The following is a 19,575-nucleotide window of genomic DNA, read 5'->3' as shown; positions in this document are numbered from 1 at the left end:
GCTCATCACGGCTGATGCGCTGGATTGGCTGTCTCGAGTCAGGGCTTGAAGGCCCCGATAAAGATGGCGGGATCGACCCTGGCATCGTTGAGGCTGACGTTCCAGTGCATATGGGGGCCGGTGGCACGGCCGGTTGCGCCGACTCGACCAACAATACCTCCGCGGGGCAGGCTCTGGCCGAGCTTCACATCGATCTTCGACATGTGGCAGAACATGCTGATGAGCCCCTGACCGTGGTCGACAAACACTGTGTTGCCGTTGAAGAAGTAGTTGCCAATCAGGATCACCTTGCCGGCGGCCGGTGCCTTGATGGGGGTACCGGCACCGACCGCGAAGTCGAGTCCTGAGTGGGGGTTGCGCTCCTCGCCATTGAAGAAGCGGCGCAGACCAAACGGGCTGGAGAGGGGCCCCTTGACCGGTTTGTCGAACAGCAAATTGCTGGGTTGGGTGGGACTGAAGGTCTGATAGGCCCGGGTCTGCTCGGCCAGTTCGCGGTTGATGCGCACCATGTCTTCGGCCAGCGGATTGACCTGGCGGCTGTTCTTGAGCTTGATGTGCTGCTCGCGATAGTGCTTGGGCGTGACTGTGAAGCTGAGGGTGCGGCCATCATTGACCGTCAGCTGCTGGGTTCCCTGCGGGGTTTTGAGGGGAATGCCGACGATGGCAATCCAGCGTTGGCCATCCTCTTGCACTACCAGCACAGGCTTGTCCTGATAGCGGACTGTGGGGGCCTGCAGCCCATTCCCGAGTGGTACCACGGCCACACCGCCGGGTACAGGGTGATTGAGCAGACGGCTGATAAATCCCTCGGCGAGGGCGGACTGGCTGGCCAATAGCAACAACAGACAACAAACGACTCTCATGACAGATCCACGCTATGGGTTGGGTCAAACGAACAAGGTTAAGGGCATCAGGAGCCTGGCTGGAAGTGCTGGTAGATGGCCTCCATCTGGACCGAGACCTCCTGGCGCACCAGATCCAGCTCCAGCATCTCTTGCAGCACTTTCAGCTGGCTCGGGTTCAGGAAGGCACGGCTGCTCTCCAGCACGCGTTGGGTATAGGCCTTCTGGTTTTCCAGATAGGTATTGGCATCGCCACTCTCCTGCTGGGACAGTTGCTGGTTGGCATCACTGAGCAGACGCGTCAGGGATTGGCGTTGGTCGGGGGCCAGCAGCTCGCCGCGTTCCGCCAGCCGGCCCTGGATCTCCAGCAGCCGATTGATGTCACCCGAGTAGAGATCCTGTTCCAGCCGGATGCGGGTATCCTCACCCAGCAGGTTGCTGATATTGCTCCAGAGCCGCTGGCTCTCCTGCTCATAGGCATCGGGGTGATCGAAGCCGAGGCGGTAGAGCTCGCGCAACAGCTCCTGCACCTGACCGCGCACATCTTCCACTACGTCCAGCCGGTCGAATACCGTGGTGAGATGGCGGCCCTGCTCTGCATCGTAGAGGCGCTCGATCAGCACAGAGCCATCGCTGGACTGGCTCCACTGGCTGATGGCGGCCTCCAGCTCCGGATTGGGGGGAATGGCTTCCTGAGTGGTAGCTGGCTCCCCTTGCGTTTTTTTGCCGGGCAGCTTGGCCATCAGGTTCTGGCCCGTGCTCTGGCTGGCGTTCGGGTTTGCAGCCCCATCGCACTGCGCCGTCCGGGGGCCGGTATCGGGCTCGGGTTGGGAATGGTCTGCGGTGGCAGGCTGGGCCTGCCATTGCCAGAGATTGAGCAGCAGTGAGGCCAGCAGGATCAGTGCCAGATGAAGTTTACGCATCTTGGATTCTCTTGAATAAGTGAATGCCCCTGGTGCGGGGGTCTCTCATGATAACCGTAACGCCTGATACAAGCAGCCATGACATGCGAAGTGCTCACCTATGGTCACCGCCATTGAGTCAGCCGGCCCATGGCTCTAGAATCGGCAGCCAGCCCGTTATCATCTGAGGAAACGTTATGAATGGATTGTCCCCCCTGCGAGCCGAACCCGCCCGTCACCCCATCGGGCGTGGCTGGGTCTGGGTACGATCCGGCTTCGATATTTTCAACAAGGGCATGGGTGTCAGCGTCGCCATGGTCCTGATCTGGTTTGCGGTCGGTCTGCTGCTGGATAGCCTGCCGGCGGGCGGCCTCATCTCCCAGTTGCTTTATATGGTGTGGGGTGCTGGCTGGGTGGTCGTGGCCCATCGGGGCTATGAGGGAAATGAGCTCAAGTTTGCCGACTTCTTCGCCGGGTTTCGCAACAAGCTGACCCCGCTGATGCTGGGGGGCCTGCTGGTGCTGGCCCTGTTCACTCTGATCGGCCTCATTTGCCTGGGGCTGCTCTCCATGTGGGGGCTGACCTCCCTGCTGACCCAGGATCCCGAATCCATGGTGGTGAGCGTGGCTCAGGCGCAAGGGCTCTTGCTCTGTCTGTTGTTGGGACTGGCACTGCTGATCCCGGTGCTGATGGCCATCACCTTCGCACCCGCCCTTATCTATTTCCACAATATGGGCATATTGCAGGCAGCCAGATTGAGTTTCAGGGGCTGTCTCACCAACATGTGGCCTTTCCTCTGGTGGGGCCTGATCACGGCTGGTCTGATGCTGTTTGGCGCCGCCCTGATGTTGATTGGCCTGCTGGTGGTGATACCAGCCCTCAACTACTCCATCTATGTGGCGTATCGGGAGATCTATCTGGATGTGGCTCAGGAGGCTCAGTCCGAGGCGCCATTGACTGGTTTTGAAGCCTGATCCGGCTACAACTGACCGGGATATACAGTGAAAAGGGGCCTGCGGGCCCCTTTTGCATGGCGTCGCTTTACTCCTGCCACATGGGGTCGGCCCCCATTCTGACCACCAGAAAATCGAGGAAGCTGCGCAGCAGGGGAGACATCTGTTTGCGGGTACCATACACACCGTAGACGCCGAGCCGCTTGGGTTGCCACTGGCTCAGCAGGGGCACCAGAGCACCGCTTTCCAGATAAGGTTGCGCCGAGTAACGGGGCTGCATGCTGATGCCTGCCCCGCCCAGGGTGGCCTCCAGCAGCAGGTTGGAGATGTTGGCGCTGAGATTGCCGCTGACTGGCACAGATTCCGGTCCGGCCGGCCCCTGAAACTCCCACAGGCTCTTGCCAAAATAGGTGTAGGTGAGGCAGTTGTGCAGGGCGAGATCCTGCACTTTCTGTGGAGTCGGGTGTCTTGCCAGATAAGCCGGGCTGGCACAGACCACTGAGTGGCAGGTGCCGAGCCGGCGGGCCACCAGGTTGGGATCCAGATCATTGGTGATGCGAATGGCCAAGTCGATCCGCTCCTCCACCAGATTGACGGTGCGGTCCAGCAGCAGTATATCGATGGCGGTACCCGCATACTGGGCCAGGTAGTCATTGGCAGCCCCCACCAGCAGGGCTTCCGATAGGGAGTAGCTGCTGGTGATACGCAGTTGTCCCTTGGGAGCCTCATCGCCCCGGATGGCGATCTGCTCCATCTCTTCCCCCAGCGCCAGCATGGCTCTGGCCCGGTTCAGTGCTTCTTCCCCCGGGCCGGTCAGGCTCAGTCTGCGTGTGGTGCGATGCAGCAGACGAGCCCCCATCCACTGTTCCAGTTCCGCCAGATAGCGCGTCACCATGGCGCGCGACATCTCCAGCTTCTCCCCGGCGCCACTCAGGCTGCCCTGTTCGACTACGCTGACAAAGACCCGTAATGCGGTCAGTCGATCCATGTGCAGGTCCTCTATATGTTCGATTAATGCAACAGTGATGCGCTTATTATGCTGTATTTGTACCGTTAATGATCCAATAAACTGTGTCCATCTGATGAACCACCCGATGACTTGATAAGGAATACCCGATGAACAATACCCTGATCCGTAATTTGACCCTGGCTACCACCCTGTTGAGTGGCGCTGCCCTGGCAGGCCCCCTGACCGTGACTGTCTACAACCCGGGCGAGAAGGCGATCTTCCCGGTCTCTTCCTCCCTGGTGGCTGGCGACAAAGAGGCCATTCTGATCGACGCCCAGTTTGATGTGAAGAACGGTCAGGCCCTGGTCGACATGATCAAGAAAAGCGGCAAGCAGTTGACCACCGTTTATATCAGTGCGGGCGACCCCGATTTTTACTTCGGTCTGGAGCCCATCCTGGCTGCATTCCCGGGTGTCAAAGTACTGGCAGACCAACATGTGATCGACCACATCAACAAGACCAAAGATGACAAGCTGACCTATTGGGGACCTATTTTGGGCGACGGCTCACCGAAGAGCCTGACGGTACCTCAGGTACTGACAGCCAACCACCTGACCCTGGAAGGGGAAAAGATTGAAATCAAAGAGATGAACACACCGACCGCTTACCTCTGGGCGCCGTCCATCAAGACCGCATTCGGTGGCGTACCGGTTTATCACGGTGTTCACGTGTGGATGGCGGACAGCCAGACCAAGGAAGCCCGAGCTCACTGGGTGAAGACCCTCAACGAATTGCAGGCGATGAAGCCCGAGCGCGTCGTACCGGGCCACTTCCTGGGCACTGAGCCCAAGGGAACCGAAGCCGTGACCTTTACCCGTGACTACGTACAGCGTTTCGAGCAGGAGCTGGCCACATCCAAGAATTCTGGTGAGTTGATTGAAAGCATGAAGAAAGCCTTCCCGTCCCTGCCGGTCGATGACGGCCTGGCCATTGGTGCCAAGGTCAACACCGGCGAAATGAAGTGGTAAACCACTGAGCCTGCTTTCCCTGTGTTTTTTACCGGGCCCTGGGGCCCGGTTTTTTTTAGCCAGACAATCGAGAGTGAATCACATGAAAGAGACAAGCCTGCATTACGTATATGACCCCCTCTGCGGCTGGTGCTATGGCGCAGCCCCCTTGTTGCAAGCGGCTGCCGGAATAGCGGGCCTTCGCATTGAACTCCATGCCGGCGGCCTCTGGCTTGGCGAGCGTCGCCAGCCCATGGGCCTGGCCCTGCGCGATTACGTTCGCCCTCATGACGAGCGGATTCAGGCCCTGACCGGCCAGCCCTTCGGCGAGCGCTACTTCAACGACTTGCTGCTCAGTGATGGCCTCTTGCTCGATTCGGAACCGCCCATCCGTGCCATCCTGGCGATCACGGCGTTGGGTGGCAATGGCCTGGCCCTGCTTCATCGCATCCAGCAGTCCCATTATCGCGATGGCATTTGGGTCGGCTCCCTCGCACACCTGAGCAGCCTGGCGGTAGAGCAGGGCATTGACTCAGCTGCATTTACAGATGCCTATCAGAACGTGGATCTGACCACTCATCTGGTGGACAGTCAGGGCTGGATGCGCCGCCTCGGCGGTCAGGGCTATCCCACACTGGGTCTGGTGCAGGGTGATAAAGTGACGCCGGTGTCGGCCTCGTCCTTCTTGGGGGAACCGGATGCATTTGCTCGCAAGATCCAGGAGCTGATGGGACGTTGAATTCCTTACCCTGCTGTTGAGGCGCAGGATGAGCAGGGGGCTTGGTGGGGAGATGTCGCTTTTCATCTACCCGCCCTGCGCCGAGTCCTTGGCTGATATGACGATATATCGATTGACGGATAGTTTGAAAATCATCCGCTTGCACTCATCACGCTATGCTTTATGGGAAGTTGCTCGGGAGTGTGGCTCCACGGGTTTGCGTCCAGCTGCCAAGGATATCAATCATGTTCAAAAATATGTCTATCGGTCAGAAGTTGAGTACAGGGTTTGCGGTGCTGGCGCTGCTTGTGTTTGTGCTGGCTGGCTTCGGGATCTCCCGGCTCTCCTACCTGAACGGCAATACCCAGCTCATTACCGATAATCTGGTACCTTCCATTCGGTATGCAAGTCAGATGCAGGTAGCCTTGCTGGATGCACGCAGAGCCCAGTTGGCCATGGTGATCGCCCGTGCCAACAATGACAGCGCCGACATCACAAGACGCAACGACAGCGTCACTGAAGCAAAAGGGCGTTTTGCCAAGGCTGTGGCTGACTATGGGCGCCTGACATTCAATGCAACCGATGAAGAGCAGACATATGCAGCCTTGCAGCAAGCAGGGGAGGCATATTTCAGTGCCCATGATCAGCTCTATCAGGCTGTGATGCAGAACGACAGTGCCCGCATAGGGGATTATCGGGACGGCTTGACGCGCACAACCCTGGAGCAGGCGACCAAGCTCACCACGACTTTGCATGAGATTAATGATCGGATTGGGCGGACGATGGAGAAAAACAGCGATCAGACATACGAGTCCGCCAAGCAGCTAAGTATGGCCATCGGGCTGGTGACGCTGATCTTTGTGGTGCTGGTGGCCTGGTATCTGACCCAGCAGATCAAGCAACCGGTCAACAAATTGCTGGAGCTGGTGGGCAAGGTCGCAGCGGGGGACCTGGCGGCTCACCTCGACTTGAAGTGGTTCAATAACGACGAGTTGGGCAAGCTGGCCAAGGGGTTTGGCGAGATGCAGGGCAATTTGCGTAATCTGGTCAGCGAGGTGTCTGGCTCTGTGGTGCAACTCAGCTCAGCGGCGGAAGAGATAAGCGCCGTCGCCCGTCAATCCGCCAGCAACATGAACAATCAGCAGCATGAGCTGAACCAGCTGGCCACCGCCATGAACGAGATGCAGGCCACAGTGCAAGAGGTCTCCCGCAATACCAGTGACGCCGCCAGTGCAGCGACTCAGGTAAGCAGCTCCGCCGAGCTGGGAGCCAATACCGTCAACGACTCCATCAAACGCATTGAGCAGGTGGCTGGTGCCATCGAGAGCACGGCCGTGGTGATCCGCCAGCTCGGCGATGACAGCCGCAATATCGGCATGGTGCTGGAGGTCATTCGTGGCATAGCCGAGCAGACCAACTTGCTGGCGTTGAACGCCGCCATCGAAGCGGCACGGGCCGGTGAGCAGGGCCGTGGGTTTGCCGTGGTGGCCGATGAAGTGCGCACCCTGGCCAAACGCACTCAGGACTCCACTTCCCAGATCAACACCATCATCGCCGAGCTGCAGCAGCGGGCCGAGCAGGCTGGCACTACCATGCAGCAGAGCCAGGAGATGATGAACTCCACCGTGAGCACAGCCCGGGAGGCGGGACTGTCCATTTCGGAGATCAGCAATTCGGTAGAGAGCATCTCCCACATGAACATCCAGATTGCCACCGCAACCGAAGAGCAGGGGGCAGTGAGCGAAGAGCTCAACCGCAACGTGGTCAACATCAGCCACGCCTCGGAAGAGGTGGCGGCCGGTGCGACCCAGATGGCGCAAGCCTGTAACGACCTCAATCACCTGGCGAACCAGCTGCAGGAGATGGTGCGTCGCTTCCGGGTGTGATGACGGTTTGACACTCGCCGCTTGAGCGGGCCCGGATCCTGGATCCAGGCCCGTTTTGTTTTTCCATCCACTCCTCTTTTTCCATTCAGTCACCATCCCTTGTCCCTCCTGTCTTTCTTGGGCATGCTAATGGCCCATTTGGTTGGCAGGATTCTGGATGTATGAACCTTCGCGATCTCGAGTATTTGGTGGCACTGGAAGAGGAGAAACACTTTCGCAAGGCGGCGGAGCGCTGCTTTGTCAGCCAGCCTACCCTGAGCGGTCAGCTGCGCAAGCTGGAGGATGAGCTGGGGGTGATCCTGATCGAGCGTACCTCACGCAAGGTGCTGTTTACCCCGGCCGGTGATGCCATGGCCCATCAGGCGCGCAAGGTGCTGAAAGAGGTGCGTGAACTCAAGAACATAGGCCAGCACTTTGCCGAGCCCATGTCTGGCGAGATCCATATCGGCTTCATTCCCACCGTCGGTCCCTATCTGTTGCCCCACATCATTCAGGACCTGCGCGAGCATTTTCCCAAGCTGGAGTTCTACCTCTATGAGGAGCAGACCCAGTTGCTGCTCAAACGGCTGGAGGAGGGAGAGCTGGATTGCCTCATCCTCGCAGAGCTGGACGGCATGGAAGGGTTTGGCGCCATCCCCCTCTATCAGGAGCCCATGTGGCTGGCGGTGCCGCAGCACCACCCGGAAGCCAAGGCCAGGGCTGTGCCGCTCAGCAATCTCAAGGGCAAGAAACTGCTGATGCTGGCCGATGGTCACTGCTTGCGGGATCAGGCGATGGGATTCTGTTTCGCTGCAGGTATCGGTGAGGATCAACGCTTCAAGGGCACCAGTCTGGAGACGCTGCGCAACATGGTCGCTGCCGGCAGTGGCATGACCCTGGTGCCCAGGCTTGCCGTACCCGCCAATGCCGAGGAGGGCGGCGTCAGCTATCGGCCTGTGGTCGACCCAGTGCCGGGGCGTACCATCTCACTGCTCTATCGTCACTACTCGGTACGCAGGCCCTGCTTCAACGAGCTGGCCTCCCGCATTTCCAGCCTGATGAAGAGCCTGCTCGGCTGACATTGCAGGCGTAGAAAAAGAAAACCGGCGCCTTGGCGCCGGTTTTGTCATCTGGTGTTGCTTAGAAGATATCGTCGGTGGAGACGGGTCCGTCAGTGGGCGAGCCATCGCCGCCATACACCTGATTGCCGTCCGAGCTCTGGGTCGCAAAGCGGGTCGGTTCCGTGCCTTCCTTGAAGAACTCCTCGGTGCTGCCGTCTGCGCGGTTGGTCAGCAGACCGGTTTCACGGTCGATCCGCACCGTGATGATCCCCTCCGGTACCGGCATCTTGCGCTCAGGCACCTGCTTAAGTGCCGTCTTCATGAAGTCGATCCAGATGGGCTGCGCAGCACCACCGCCAAACTCGGCCCGGCCCAAACCACGCTGGTGGTTGTCAAAACCGATCCAGGAAGTGGCGACCAGATTCGGGGTATAGCCGGAGAACCAGGCATCACGGGATTCGTTGGTGGTACCCGTCTTGCCGGAGATATCGTGACGCTTGAGATCCCGCGCCGCGCGCCAGCCGGTGCCGCGCCAGCCATTGCCACCCCAGATGGCGGTGGTCAGGGTATCTGTGACCAGGAAGGCGCTCTGGGCACTGATGGTCTGCGGCGCCATGTTGTTGGGCACGACAGGATCGATCGGGCACTGGGCCTTCCAGTCAGGAGCTGTATTGGCATAGGCATCGGCACTGTTGAGGCCTGCCGCCGCCAGTACGCCGCAATCACGGCAGGCTGCAGCCGGATTGGCCTGATAAACGGGAACGCCAAAGCTGTCGACTACTTCCGTGATGAAGTAGGGGGTCACCTGGAAGCCGCCATTGGCAAGGACTGAATAGCCGCGCACCACTTCCAGAGGGGTGAATTCGGCGGCGCCCAGAGCCAGCGATTCGTTGGCAGAGATGGTATCGCGCGCGAAGCCGAAGCGGGTCAGACCGTCGATATAGGTGTCCAGACCGATGGCGCGCATCAGCCGCACCGACATCACGTTCTTGGACTTGGCAAGGCCGAGACGCAGTGAGGTGGGGCCTTCGTAGATGGCCGGGGAGTTCTTGGGCTGCCACATGGGGCCCTTGGAGGGATCCCACTGGTTGATGGGGGCATCGTTGATGAGGGAGGCCAGGGTATAACCCTGCTCAAGCGCTGTGGCATAGAGGAAAGGCTTGATGTTGGAACCTATCTGGCGGCGTGCCTGATCGACCCGGTTGAATTTGGACAGCTCGAAGCTGAAACCGCCAACCAGTCCCTCGATGGCACCATCCTGCGGATTCATGGCCACCAGAGCCGCATTGACCTCGGGGATCTGGGAGAGCAGCAAGGCTTCGCCCTTCTCCCGCACCCAGATTTGGGCGCCAACTTTCAGCACATCACGGGCGGAACGGGGGGCGTAGCCCTGTCGATCGTCTGTGATGAAGGCGCGAGCCCACTTGATGCCGTTCCAGCCAAGCTCAGCCTGCTTGCCATTTTTCAGCACCAGGGTCGCCCCCTTGTCATCCAGCTTGGTGACCACGGCCGCCATCAGGGGTTCATAAGTGGGTTGCTTGGCCAGATGGGCCATTATCTGCTCGTAATCCCAATCGGCTTCGCCTGATTTCCACAGCAGTGCTGTCACGCCACGGTAACCGTGACGAGTGTCATAGTCGAACACCCCATCCAGCAAGGCCTGACGGGCGGCGCGCTGGCGCTTGGCACTGACAGTGGTATAGACGTGCAGGCCCATGGTGTAGGCATCTTCACCGAACTGCTGCACCATCTTCTGGCGCACCATCTCTCCCAGATAGGGAGCATTGAGGGTGATCTCGGCACCGTGATAACGGGCCTTGATGGGCATCTTGGACGCCTCGTCATACTGGGCCTGGGTGATCTTGCCGGTTTCCAGCATACGACCCAGCACCACGTTGCGGCGGGCAAAGGCACGTTCCGGTGAACGGATCGGGTTCAGCATGGACGGTGCCTTGGGCAAGCCGGCTATGATGGCGATCTCGTCCAGGGTCAAATCCTTGACCTCTTTGCCGAAGTAGACCTGAGCGGCTGCGCCGACCCCGAAGGCACGGTAACCGAGGGGGATCTTGTTCAGATAGAGCTGCAGAATTTCGTCTTTGGAGAGATTCTGCTCGATGCGCCAGGCCAGAAACACCTCCTTGACCTTGCGCACTATGGTTTTTTCGTTGCTCAGGAAGAAGTTGCGGGCGACCTGCTGGGTGATGGTACTGGCACCCTGGCGAGCCTGGCCGGAAACAGCCCAGACAGTGGCAGCCCGAACGATACCGATCGGGTCGATACCTGGGTGCTCATAGAAGCGGGCATCCTCGGTCGCGAGCACGGCATCGATCATGGGTTGGGGAATTTCGTTCAGATGCAGAGGGATGCGACGAATTTCGCCAAATTGGGAGATCAATTCCCCATCCCGGCTGTACACCTTCATCGGGGTGGCCAGCTTGACGTCGCGCAGGGCGGTCACATCCGGCAATTGGGGCTTGATGTAGAAGTAGATACCAATGAGGCTGGCAACACCCAGCACTGCACCCAGTATCATGACAATAAACAGGCGTACGAGCCATTTCAGCATGGAAGAACTACCAATCGTCTTAAAATTAGCCAACGGGCGCAGAGTATAGCCCTTTTGCCTCCGTAAATTCGAGGTTTTCCTGTTCGTAGTCAGGGTCCTCGACAAGAGGCGGGAGGTTAGCATTCTGTGGCTCAATAACCAAGGGGAGGCGGGGCCAGCCAGAAAGCGAGATGCATCACTTTTCGGTACAAACTTTATGACATTGATAGATAGAGCATTTAGGATGAGTTAAGCCGTCACCTTGCTGTGAGCTGTCCTACAATCAATCCTAAAACCCAATAACGCATGGATGTGTATATGTTTGGGCTATTCAATAAAGGTTCCTTGCTTCCCTTGGCAGGTATTGATTTTGGGAGCCAGACCATCAAGGCCGTGACCATCACTGGTCGCCCCGGCAAACTGCATCTCGAATCGGTGGCGGAAGTCGTCACTCCCAAGGGCACCCTGGTCGATTACCAGTTGCAGGATATCGAACGGGTCAGCCAGTCTCTCAAGGCCCTCAAGCGCCTCATTTCAGGCAATAGCCAGTACGTGGCGACGGCTGTCACCGGTTCCAATGTGATCACCAAGGTCATTCAGGTTGATGCCAGCCTGGGTGAGAACGAGCTGGAAAATCAGGTCCAGCTGGAGGCCGAACAGCTCATCCCCTTCCCCCTCGATGAAGTGAGCCTGGATTTTGAGATCCTCGGCAAGGTCAACGATCAGGATCGCCAGGAGGTGCTGCTGAGTGCGGCCCGTACCGAAAGTGTGAGCGGTCGGGTTACCGCCCTGGCCGAAGCCGACATGATCACCAAGGTGGTGGATGTGGGAGCTCATGCTCTTGGGCGCGCTGTCCTCGCCTGCCAGCCCGAGCTGCTTGCCTGGGAAAAACCGGTTGGTGTGATCGATATCGGGGCCAGTGCCATGACGTTTGCGGCCTTGGTCAAAGGCCAGACGATTTATTCCAGACTGCAGAATTTTGGCGGGGATCAATACAGTCAGGCACTCTCCTCTTTTTACAGCATGAGCCTGGAGGAAGCCGAGCAGGCCAAGATCAAAGGCACTCTACCTGCTGACCATGATCTGGATGTGCTGTTACCCCATATCAATGCCCTGTTGCAGCAAGTCAGGCGCAACGTTCAGCTGTTTTGCAGCTCCTCTGGCTATCGGGAGTTGTCAAAGCTTGTCCTGACCGGAGGCGGGAGCCTGCTGCCCGGGCTTGTCAGTCAATTGCAAGATGAACTCAATTGTGAGGTGTTGCATCCCGATCCTTTCAGCTTGTTCGGCAAGCCTAAAGGAGAGGGCGGTGTGGTCCATGGTGCCAAGTACATGACGGCGCTGGGACTGGCATTGAGGAGCTTCACACCATGTCAAATATAAACCTCCTCCCCTGGCGCGAAGCCCGCGCCCTGCGCCAGAAGAAACAGTTCGGGGTCATGCTCGGGATTTTCCTGGCGATCACCGCCTCTCTCGGCTTTGCCGCCGACTGGCTGGTGAAGCAGCAGATCAGCCATCAGCAGCAACGCAATCAGCGTTTGTTGCAAGAAATGACCATACTCGATGCGCAACTTGGCGAGATCCGCTTGCTCAAGGAGCGACGCAAGGAGCTGATCGATCGCATGCAGTTGATTGAACAGCTGCAGATGCGTCGCAATCTGCCGGTTCGCCTGTTCAATCAGCTACCTTCGCTGGTGCCCAATGGGGTTTATCTGAATACGCTTGCTTTGCAAAGCAACCGCATTGATGTAAATGGCAAGACCGAAGCCTATGGCAGGGTCGCCAGTATGATGCGGCGCATCGATGGTTCCGGCTGGCTGAGCCAGTCACAGATCAGCACGATTTTTGCTGCAGATGTCGCACCAGTGTCGCTGAGTCAGTTCTCCATGATGTTTCTGGTCGCGACGACAGCTGGCGTCACCGTCGATGTGACTAAGGGGCAACAATGAACCTGCAACAACTCAATGAACTGGATCTCAACAGCATTGCCAGTTGGCCCAAGCTGGCCAAAGGGATTTTCATCCTGTTTTTCTGTGCGCTGCTGGGGGGGGCCATCTATTACTACGTGATAGCAAATTCGTTGACCTTGCTGACTCAGGAGACAAATAAAGAAGCGGAGCTGAAGGGGCAGTTTGAGAGCAAGGCGATGCTTGCGGCCAATCTGGGCGCATACAAGGCGCAAATGGTGCAGCTTGAACAACTGGTGGATGCCCAGCTCAAGCAGTTACCCAACACCCATGAGGTGGCGGGTTTGCTGGACGATATCAGTTTCATCGCGACCGACAATGGCCTCAAATTGAATCGCATCAATTGGGAGCCGGAGATCAAGCACGAGTTTTCCACCGAACTGCCCATGCGTATCGAAGTAGTGGGCACCTACAATCAGATTGGCAAGTTCACGGCGGACATGGCGGCTCTGCCGCGCATTGTCATCCTTGAGTCGTTCAACCTTGGCCAGAGCAAGGGAGAAGATGAGCTGATCGCCATGTCGATGCTGGCCAAGACCTACAAGTACAACGGCAAGTCAGTGGGGCAGCAAAAATGAGAATGATCTGCGTGCTGTTGCCGGTGTGTTTGCTGACCGCCTGCAGTGGTCAGGATGACATGGATAACTATGTGGCTCAGACCAAGGCCAGGAAGCCGGTCCCCATTGAGCCATTGCCTGAAATCAAACCCTTTTCTCCCATGGCTTATCGCCTCAGTGAGCAGCGTAGCCCCTTTATTACTCCCCAGCCGGAGACCAGCAGTGCCAAGGTCGATGCCAAGGTAAAGCCTGATTGTGCCCAGATAGTGGCCAACCGGGAGAAGGAGGTACTGGAGAGGTACTCTCTGGCCAACCTCATCATGCAGGGCTCCCTTGGCCAGCAAGGGCAGCTGTGGGCACTGGTCCGGACACCGGATGGTCAATCCATACGGGTTGGTCTCAATCAGCACATGGGATTGGATCAGGGGCGGGTGATCAGGATCACTGACACCAGCGTGGATTTGATTGAGACCGTACCGGATGGCAAAGGATGTTGGGTCACCAGAGAAACCCAGTTGAGCATGGCCAATCTTGAAGCAAAACGATAATCAGGGATGAACTGCGATGAGAGCAACAATAGGTAGTGTCACCAGAGTAGTCCTGCTGTTTTGCGCCGGAGTATGTGGCCAGGCCTGGGCCGTGGCCACATTGCAAGAGGTCAGGGTCAATCCGCTGATGGCCGATCAGCTGTTGCTGGAGCTGAGCTTCAGTGAACCCGTCAGCGGATTTACCGACCGCCTCTCCTATCAGCCTAACCAGCTGCTGTTGCATGTGCCTGGGGCAGTGGGGGCGCTCAATGTCAATCCGCTGCCGATCAAGCAACAGGGGGTCGACAACCTCAAGGTAGATGGTAAAGGGACAGGTCTCGACATCAAGATTGCCCTCGACCAATTGACCCCTTATCAGGTGCATCAGCAGGGCAACAAGCTGCTGGTGGCGCTGGGAGACAAGGCAAGCATGCCGTCCCCAGCCTCGTCTCAGTCATCCGGCATGGTATCGTCAGCACAGTCTGCGCCTGGCAATACACAAGCCGTCACCCAGTCAGCTTTGATTAATACCCAGATAGTTGCCCAGTCAGCCCAGGCCGCAGCCGCTGTTGCCAGCAAACCGGTTTTGCCCGTATCCCGCACCGAGGCGAGTGGCGCCTATTTCAATTCCGTCAAGGGTGTGGACTTCAGACGGGGCAAGGATGGGCAGGGGGAGTTTCTGGTGATGCTGGACAACAGCTCTGCGGCGGTGGATGTCAGCAGCCGAGGGCAGACAGTGCTGGCCAAATTTCATGGCACCCGGATACCGGATGAGCTGCTCAACCTGATCAATGTGCAGGACTTCGCCACCCCCGTCTCCCAGGTGGAGGTGTTCCGTCAGGGCAATGACACCCTGTTCGAGCTCTCCATCAACGGCCAGTTTGATTACCGTTACGATCAGGCTGACAAAATGTTCATCGTAGAAGTAAAGAAACGCATAGCGGCAACGGCTGGAAAACAGTATCAGGGCAAGCCTATCTCGCTCAACTTCCAGGATATCCCGGTGCGAACCGTGTTGCAGCTCATCGCTGATTTCAACAACCTCAATCTGGTCACCACGGACTCAGTGGCAGGTAACATCACCCTGCGGCTCGATGGCGTGCCCTGGGAGCAGGCGCTGGACATCATCCTCAAGGTGAGGGGGCTGGATAAACGGCTGGATAACAATATTTTGCTGGTGGCGCCTGCCGAAGAGATTGCGCTGCGTGAAAAGCAGCAACTGGAGAGTCGCAACCAGGTGGCCGAGTTGTCCCCTCTCTACACCGAATACCTGCATATCAACTATGCCAAGGCGACCGAGGTGGCCTCCCTGCTCTCCTCCGAGAACACCAAGCTGCTCTCTGCCAGAGGGGCGGTGAGCGTGGATGAGCGGACCAACGTGCTGGTGGTCAAGGACACTGCCGATGTGATCAGCAACATCAAGCGGATGCTGGATATCCTCGACATTCCGGTCAAGCAGGTGGTGATCGAAGCGCGCATGGTCACCATAGATGATGGTTTTGATGATGCGCTCGGGGTGCGCTGGGGGGTGACCAAGAACGACGGGCACGGTAACAGCACCTCAGGTAGAATCGAGGGCAACGATGGATCAGGCAACAACAACGGCGGTTCTGCCATCACTCGACCCGGGGTAGAAAACAGGATGAATGTCAATTTACCGGTGACAGGCGCGGCCGGTACTCTGGCCTTCCAGGTCGCCAGATTAGCTGATGGTACCCTTCTGGATCTTGAGCTGTCTGCGCTGGAGCGCGAGAACAAGGCGGAAATTATCGCAAGCCCCCGGGTGACCACCGCCAACCAGAAACCTGCACTGATCGAGCAAGGGACCGAGATCCCCTATGTGGAGTCCTCCTCCAGTGGGGCCACCTCGGTCACCTTCAAGAAGGCTGTCCTCAGCCTCAAGGTTACTCCCCAGATCACGCCGGATAACCGGGTTATTCTGGACTTGACCGTGACCCAGGATACCAAGGGAGAGACTGTCGATACGCCAACTGGCCCAGCTGTATCCATTAACGCCCAGTCCATCACCACTCAGGTGCTAGTCAACAATGGTGAGACCCTGGTGCTCGGCGGCATCTATCAGCAGACCATCAAGAGCGACGTCACCAAGGTGCCTCTGCTCGGCGATATCCCGGGCCTTGGCGTGCTGTTTCGTAAGACAGCACACGAGAATAAAAAGCGGGAATTGCTGATTTTCGTGACACCCAAGATAGTTACCGACGCTTTCTGAATGCTTTACATGTGAGGGTAAAACACATATAACCTTACGCCCCAATGATGCTGGGGCGTAAGGGCTGCGGTTGCCAGTCCTGATTTCTATTGAGATAATCCCCCTCCTGATCCATCGCAAGATAAGGTTCATAGGTACCCCGATCGAGTGTTTGTCGGGGTCGTACAGTTTGTAATTACTAACGAAAAGACATGGCTGAGAAACGCAATATTTTCCTGATAGGTCCCATGGGTGCGGGCAAGAGCACCATAGGTAGACATCTGGCAGAACAACTGCATATGGAGTTTTTCGACTCAGATCATGAGATTGAGCGCCGCAGTGGTGCCGATATCGGCTGGGTGTTCGATGTTGAAGGCGAAGAGGGTTTCCGGATCCGCGAAGAGAAGGTCATAGGCGACCTTTCAGAACAGCAGGGTATCGTGCTGGCGACGGGTGGCGGTGCTATCAAGAGCCGAGAAACACGGAACAAGCTCTCTGCTCGCGGTATCGTGGTATACCTCGAAACAACGATTGAGAAGCAGCTGGCGCGCACACAAAGAGACAAGCGTCGCCCACTGCTGCAAACCGAAGAGCCGCCGCGCGAAGTGCTCGAGCGTCTGGCACAAGAGCGTAATGCGCTGTATGAAGAAGTGGCTGACTTTGTCATCCAGACTGATGATCAGAGCGCTAAAATCGTTGCCAATCAAATTGTTAAGTTGATCGGCATGTAATCTAGAGGACGTCCATGGAAAGGTTGAAGGTCGAACTGGGTGAACGCAGTTATCCCATCGAGATAGCGGCGGGTCTGTTGCAGCATGCAGAAGTGCTGACACAAACCATCAAGGGCAAACGGGTCATGATAGTGACCAATACTGTTGTCGCTCCCTTGTATCTTGAGCGGATTATCCAGTTGCTGTCCGGTTTTCAGGTTGAACACCTGATACTGCCGGACGGTGAGGCTTACAAGACCCTGGCAACCTTCGAGCGGATCATGTCTGCTCTGCTGGAAACCAACCATGGTCGGGACACGACACTGATCGCCCTGGGGGGCGGTGTGATAGGAGATGTTGCCGGCTTTGCTGCGGCAAGCTATCAACGTGGCATTCCTTTTATTCAAGTGCCTACCACACTGCTCTCCCAGGTTGATTCCTCCGTCGGCGGCAAGACCGCCGTCAACCATCCCCTTGGCAAGAACATGATTGGAGCCTTCTATCAGCCCAAGCATGTGGTCATTGATACCGAGTGCCTCAAGACCCTGCCTGCCCGCGAATTTGCTGCCGGCATGGCCGAGGTCATCAAGTACGGCATCATCTGGGACGCCGAATTTTTCTCCTGGCTCGAAACCAACATGTCCCGTCTGCAGGCGCTGGAACCGGCTGCCCTGGCGTATGCCATCCGCCGTTGCTGCGAAATCAAGGCCGATGTGGTGACGCAGGATGAGACGGAGCACGGGGTTCGCGCTCTGCTCAATCTCGGTCACACCTTTGGTCACGCCATCGAGGCTGAAAAAGGGTATGGCAACTGGCTGCACGGTGAAGCGGTTGCCGCAGGCATGATGATGGCTGCCTCCACTGCCGAGGCCCGGGGCGATCTGGATGCAAGGCAGCTTGCTCGCATTCGCGATCTGCTGCTGGCGGCCAATCTGCCCATTCAGGCACCTGCCGATATGGATTTCGCTGCCTTCATTCGCCACATGCGCCGAGACAAGAAGGTATTGGAAGGCAAGTTGCGACTGGTGCTGCCGGTCGGTATCGGTCACGCTCAGGTCGTAGCCGATGTCTCCGATGATGAACTGCTGGCGGTGATTGAGTCTGGTCGTGAGTAACAATAAACTGCTTAAATTTCCTTCCCAGCGGCAGCTGGTTGATCGGCTGCTGCATCTGATTGAATTCAATCACCCTTTTATTTTTCTCTCCGGCAAACCCGGCAGTGGCCGCGGCACCCTGTGTGAATCCCTGCTCGGCAACTTGCCCGAAAAAGTGCGGGTAGTGAGCCTGATTGGCAGTGCAGCCATGAAGATGGCGGACGTGCGCCAGCTGCTGCTGCCCCAGGTGGTGGCAAGGCCGCTGTTCAATCCGCAGGATGCGCTGGCAGAGAGTTTCTTTCGCATGCTGGAGGGCAAGCCCTCCACCCTGTTACTGCTGATCGAGCGTGCAGACGAGCTGCCTGTCGAGCTGGTCGGCGAGCTGTGGAGTCTCTGTCGTCATAACGATACCCTGCCCATGCCACACCAGCTGGCGATCGTGCTCTCCGGGAGTGACGTCTGGTGTCGCACTCAGAAAAGCCTGCTAAAAGGGCGGGCCATGCCGGCTCTGGAGCTGGAGGTCGCGCCACTGAGCGCACCGGAGCAACGTATCTTCTTGTATGAGAAAGCCAAAGAGCTCAAGCTCCCGACAGCCCTCTTGCCCAAGCTGAAAGTGGAAGAGATCCTGAACGTGGCGAATGGACATCCGTCCACCATCATGCAGTTACTGGAGGATATCATGACCGACAGAAGGCCCAAGAAACGTCAGGCCGAGTTGCCCGTTAAAAAGATTGCCATAGTGCTGGCGCTGGTTGCCGGCGGTCTGCTGGCCCTGAGCTATCTGCTGCCAGCCCTGTTCAGCGAGGAAAGCAAGAGCACCGGGCTCGCCCCCTCACAAACCACTGCCTTGCCCATTCCCGTCTCAGGCGGAGATCCACTAACCGCAGGCGGTAGCAGCAATGACGGTCAGAGTGGCGGTCAAAGCAGCCCGAATGCCAGCGGTGATAACCCCGGCGGTGTGGTGCGTGATTGGCAGCCTGATGCCAAGGTATTGCCCAAAGCCGTCGAGAGTGAAACGCTGACCACTGAATCGACCAACTATGAGGGGCGCCGTGTGGTGATCTCCGACGAGGTGGTCCAGAAGTTGATGAAACAACCCAATGTCAGCGGTGCCTTGCCCACTGGTGTGGTGGATGAGCTGACCGGTGTCAGTTCCCGGGCTGCTTCGACCGAGAACCCATCGACCCAGGGACTGACAGCGCAAGCTCCCCAATCGGCCACTGAGCCCAAGGCCCGGAACACGGCCCCCGTTACCAAACCGGTCGCCAAGCCAGCCGTTGCCGAACCGGCGGCTGCACCTGCGCCCAAGGTCGCCCTGACGCCGACGGCGACCCTGAACAAGAAGCCCAGAAATCACTACAGCGTCCAGCTGATGGGGGCGAGCAACACTGCCGCGGTTGACAAGTTTGTGGCCGAACATGGTCTGACGGGCAATGTCTGGGTCTACAAAACCCAGTTCCGTGGCAGCCCCTGGTATGTGGTGCTGCAAGGGGATTACGCCAACACCACTCAGGCCAAGGCCGCCATTCGCAAGCTCTCGCCCGCCCTGCTCAAGGGGCAGCCCTGGCCCAAGTCGTTTGCTCAGGTACAAAAAGAGTTGAAGCAATAGCCATTCGGCCTGAGAAGGGGGTAGAATCGTCCCCCTTTTTGGGTCTATGCCTTCTTAACACCG

17 protein-coding genes are annotated in these 19,575 nt (G+C 57.9%); 13 read left to right on the top strand and 4 right to left on the bottom strand.

The annotated features are described in order from the left end of the window. Positions 1–38: 38 nt before the first annotated feature. Together AACX78_RS17630 and AACX78_RS17625 are read right to left on the bottom strand one after the other, a co-directional pair. A complete protein-coding gene (locus tag AACX78_RS17630; protein ID WP_159166975.1) occupies positions 39–863 on the bottom strand; it encodes a peptidoglycan DD-metalloendopeptidase family protein in 825 nt (274 codons plus the stop codon). Between the two features lie 47 nt (positions 864–910). Further along, the gene (locus tag AACX78_RS17625; RefSeq protein WP_159166974.1) at positions 911–1,765 is read right to left on the bottom strand and encodes a hypothetical protein; all 855 of its coding nucleotides are present in this window, start codon (positions 1,763–1,765) and stop codon (positions 911–913) included. Between the two features lie 176 nt (positions 1,766–1,941). Here AACX78_RS17625 and AACX78_RS17620 point away from each other — a divergent pair, with 176 nt between their 5' ends. Next, positions 1,942–2,718 carry a BPSS1780 family membrane protein gene (locus tag AACX78_RS17620; RefSeq protein ID WP_159166973.1) on the top strand — a complete coding sequence of 259 codons (777 nt, stop codon included), beginning with the start codon at positions 1,942–1,944 and terminating at the stop codon, positions 2,716–2,718. A 67-nt stretch (positions 2,719–2,785) separates the two neighbouring features. Here AACX78_RS17620 and AACX78_RS17615 read toward each other — a convergent pair whose 3' ends face one another. Next, positions 2,786–3,685, bottom strand: a complete 900-nt coding sequence (locus tag AACX78_RS17615) for a LysR family transcriptional regulator (protein WP_059111480.1) — start codon at positions 3,683–3,685, stop codon at positions 2,786–2,788. Between the two features lie 128 nt (positions 3,686–3,813). Between AACX78_RS17615 and AACX78_RS17610 the strand changes: the two genes are divergently transcribed. The 4 genes from AACX78_RS17610 (at position 3,814) to oxyR (ending at position 8,315) form a co-directional block, all read left to right on the top strand. Next, positions 3,814–4,674 (top strand): Vmh family MBL fold metallo-hydrolase, encoded by an 861-nt coding sequence (locus AACX78_RS17610; protein ID WP_159166972.1) that lies wholly within the window; start codon positions 3,814–3,816, stop codon positions 4,672–4,674. Between the two features lie 82 nt (positions 4,675–4,756). Next, positions 4,757–5,392, top strand: coding sequence for a DsbA family protein (locus tag AACX78_RS17605; RefSeq protein ID WP_159166971.1), 636 nt, complete (start codon positions 4,757–4,759; stop codon positions 5,390–5,392). A 224-nt stretch (positions 5,393–5,616) separates the two neighbouring features. Beyond that, positions 5,617–7,257 carry a methyl-accepting chemotaxis protein gene (locus AACX78_RS17600; protein WP_159166970.1) on the top strand — a complete coding sequence of 547 codons (1,641 nt, stop codon included), beginning with the start codon at positions 5,617–5,619 and terminating at the stop codon, positions 7,255–7,257. A 161-nt stretch (positions 7,258–7,418) separates the two neighbouring features. Next, positions 7,419–8,315 carry a DNA-binding transcriptional regulator OxyR gene (gene oxyR, locus AACX78_RS17595; protein ID WP_201302890.1) on the top strand — a complete coding sequence of 299 codons (897 nt, stop codon included), beginning with the start codon at positions 7,419–7,421 and terminating at the stop codon, positions 8,313–8,315. A 61-nt stretch (positions 8,316–8,376) separates the two neighbouring features. On the opposite strand, the gene AACX78_RS17590 is transcribed toward oxyR, so the two are convergent. Continuing rightward, entirely contained in the window at positions 8,377–10,863 is a 2,487-nt protein-coding gene (locus AACX78_RS17590) for a penicillin-binding protein 1A (protein WP_159166969.1), read from the bottom strand. 285 nt (positions 10,864–11,148) lie between these two features. Here AACX78_RS17590 and tapM point away from each other — a divergent pair, with 285 nt between their 5' ends. The 8 genes from tapM (at position 11,149) to AACX78_RS17550 (ending at position 19,512) form a co-directional block, all read left to right on the top strand. Continuing rightward, positions 11,149–12,222 carry a PilM family type IVa pilus assembly protein TapM gene (tapM, locus tag AACX78_RS17585; RefSeq protein WP_159166968.1) on the top strand — a complete coding sequence of 358 codons (1,074 nt, stop codon included), beginning with the start codon at positions 11,149–11,151 and terminating at the stop codon, positions 12,220–12,222. Next, positions 12,210–12,788, top strand: a complete 579-nt coding sequence (gene tapN / locus AACX78_RS17580; RefSeq protein ID WP_005317129.1) for a PilN family type IV pilus biogenesis protein TapN — start codon at positions 12,210–12,212, stop codon at positions 12,786–12,788. The genes tapM and tapN overlap by 13 nt, the downstream gene beginning before the upstream one ends. After that, entirely contained in the window at positions 12,785–13,384 is a 600-nt protein-coding gene (gene tapO / locus AACX78_RS17575) for a PilO family type IV pilus biogenesis protein TapO (RefSeq protein ID WP_059168389.1), read from the top strand. The genes tapN and tapO overlap by 4 nt, the downstream gene beginning before the upstream one ends. Further along, positions 13,381–13,911, top strand: a complete 531-nt coding sequence (locus AACX78_RS17570; protein WP_011898454.1) for a pilus assembly protein PilP — start codon at positions 13,381–13,383, stop codon at positions 13,909–13,911. Before tapO ends, AACX78_RS17570 begins: the two co-directional genes overlap by 4 nt. Positions 13,912–13,927: 16 nt before the next feature. Beyond that, complete coding sequence (locus AACX78_RS17565; RefSeq protein WP_159166967.1) at positions 13,928–16,120, top strand: type IV pilus secretin PilQ; 2,193 nt, start codon at positions 13,928–13,930, stop codon at positions 16,118–16,120. Between the two features lie 191 nt (positions 16,121–16,311). Continuing rightward, positions 16,312–16,830, top strand: coding sequence for a shikimate kinase AroK (gene aroK / locus AACX78_RS17560; protein ID WP_005317117.1), 519 nt, complete (start codon positions 16,312–16,314; stop codon positions 16,828–16,830). 14 nt (positions 16,831–16,844) lie between these two features. Continuing rightward, the gene (gene aroB, locus AACX78_RS17555; RefSeq protein WP_159166966.1) at positions 16,845–17,924 is read left to right on the top strand and encodes a 3-dehydroquinate synthase; all 1,080 of its coding nucleotides are present in this window, start codon (positions 16,845–16,847) and stop codon (positions 17,922–17,924) included. After that, positions 17,917–19,512, top strand: coding sequence for an SPOR domain-containing protein (locus AACX78_RS17550; RefSeq protein WP_159166965.1), 1,596 nt, complete (start codon positions 17,917–17,919; stop codon positions 19,510–19,512). The genes aroB and AACX78_RS17550 overlap by 8 nt, the downstream gene beginning before the upstream one ends. The last annotated feature ends 63 nt before the right edge of the window (positions 19,513–19,575 follow it).

It is taken from the genome of Aeromonas sp. 9A (assembly GCF_963900955.1).
Taxonomy (GTDB): domain Bacteria; phylum Pseudomonadota; class Gammaproteobacteria; order Enterobacterales; family Aeromonadaceae; genus Aeromonas; species Aeromonas salmonicida.
Note: the sequence above shows the minus strand (reverse complement) of the source record. Positions and strands in the feature narration are given on the sequence as shown.

Excerpts from the sequence above, each read along its gene's own strand:
- AACX78_RS17630 (WP_159166975.1), bottom strand. The coding sequence starts at position 863 with ATGAGAGTCGTTTGTTGTCTGTTGTTGCTATTGGCCAGCCAGTCCGCC.
- AACX78_RS17625 (WP_159166974.1), bottom strand. The coding sequence starts at position 1,765 with ATGCGTAAACTTCATCTGGCACTGATCCTGCTGGCCTCACTGCTGCTC.
- AACX78_RS17620 (WP_159166973.1), top strand. The coding sequence starts at position 1,942 with ATGAATGGATTGTCCCCCCTGCGAGCCGAACCCGCCCGTCACCCCATC.
- AACX78_RS17615 (WP_059111480.1), bottom strand. The coding sequence starts at position 3,685 with ATGGATCGACTGACCGCATTACGGGTCTTTGTCAGCGTAGTCGAACAG.
- AACX78_RS17610 (WP_159166972.1), top strand. The coding sequence starts at position 3,814 with ATGAACAATACCCTGATCCGTAATTTGACCCTGGCTACCACCCTGTTG.
- AACX78_RS17605 (WP_159166971.1), top strand. The coding sequence starts at position 4,757 with ATGAAAGAGACAAGCCTGCATTACGTATATGACCCCCTCTGCGGCTGG.
- AACX78_RS17600 (WP_159166970.1), top strand. The coding sequence starts at position 5,617 with ATGTTCAAAAATATGTCTATCGGTCAGAAGTTGAGTACAGGGTTTGCG.
- oxyR (WP_201302890.1), top strand. The coding sequence starts at position 7,419 with ATGAACCTTCGCGATCTCGAGTATTTGGTGGCACTGGAAGAGGAGAAA.
- AACX78_RS17590 (WP_159166969.1), bottom strand. The coding sequence starts at position 10,863 with ATGCTGAAATGGCTCGTACGCCTGTTTATTGTCATGATACTGGGTGCA.
- tapM (WP_159166968.1), top strand. The coding sequence starts at position 11,149 with ATGGATGTGTATATGTTTGGGCTATTCAATAAAGGTTCCTTGCTTCCC.
- tapN (WP_005317129.1), top strand. The coding sequence starts at position 12,210 with ATGTCAAATATAAACCTCCTCCCCTGGCGCGAAGCCCGCGCCCTGCGC.
- tapO (WP_059168389.1), top strand. The coding sequence starts at position 12,785 with ATGAACCTGCAACAACTCAATGAACTGGATCTCAACAGCATTGCCAGT.
- AACX78_RS17570 (WP_011898454.1), top strand. The coding sequence starts at position 13,381 with ATGAGAATGATCTGCGTGCTGTTGCCGGTGTGTTTGCTGACCGCCTGC.
- AACX78_RS17565 (WP_159166967.1), top strand. The coding sequence starts at position 13,928 with ATGAGAGCAACAATAGGTAGTGTCACCAGAGTAGTCCTGCTGTTTTGC.
- aroK (WP_005317117.1), top strand. The coding sequence starts at position 16,312 with ATGGCTGAGAAACGCAATATTTTCCTGATAGGTCCCATGGGTGCGGGC.
- aroB (WP_159166966.1), top strand. The coding sequence starts at position 16,845 with ATGGAAAGGTTGAAGGTCGAACTGGGTGAACGCAGTTATCCCATCGAG.